At 36.3% G+C, this 273-nt stretch carries 1 protein-coding gene; it reads left to right on the forward strand.

From position 1 onward, the window contains the following. A partial coding sequence (locus SB773_RS31745; RefSeq protein WP_410594302.1) for a hypothetical protein occupies window positions 1-273 on the forward strand: 273 nt, incomplete at both ends.

The raw sequence follows: 273 nt of genomic DNA on the forward strand, positions 1-273 counted from the left end.
CTTATAGGCTTAGCGCTGCCTTATTTACAACATATCTCTCCGAAATTCATGACAATTATGTTCATCATTAGCCTGATCTTGGCTATTTCTCTCTTTAGCCAAGGTAAGTTTATTGGGCATGGGGTGCTGAAGTCTGGCTGGGTTTATGCCTTAATACTGTTGACTATAGTGATGGCGGAGAAATTTATTGGTAAATATGTATTTAAATATCTTATTGCTACTGGAATTTTCTCCCTATCCTTGAATTTAATTCTTCCAGTAACGAATAATAGG

It is taken from the genome of Bacillus sp. SIMBA_074, from assembly GCF_046534555.1.
GTDB lineage: Bacteria > Bacillota > Bacilli > Bacillales > Bacillaceae_G > Bacillus_A > Bacillus_A mycoides.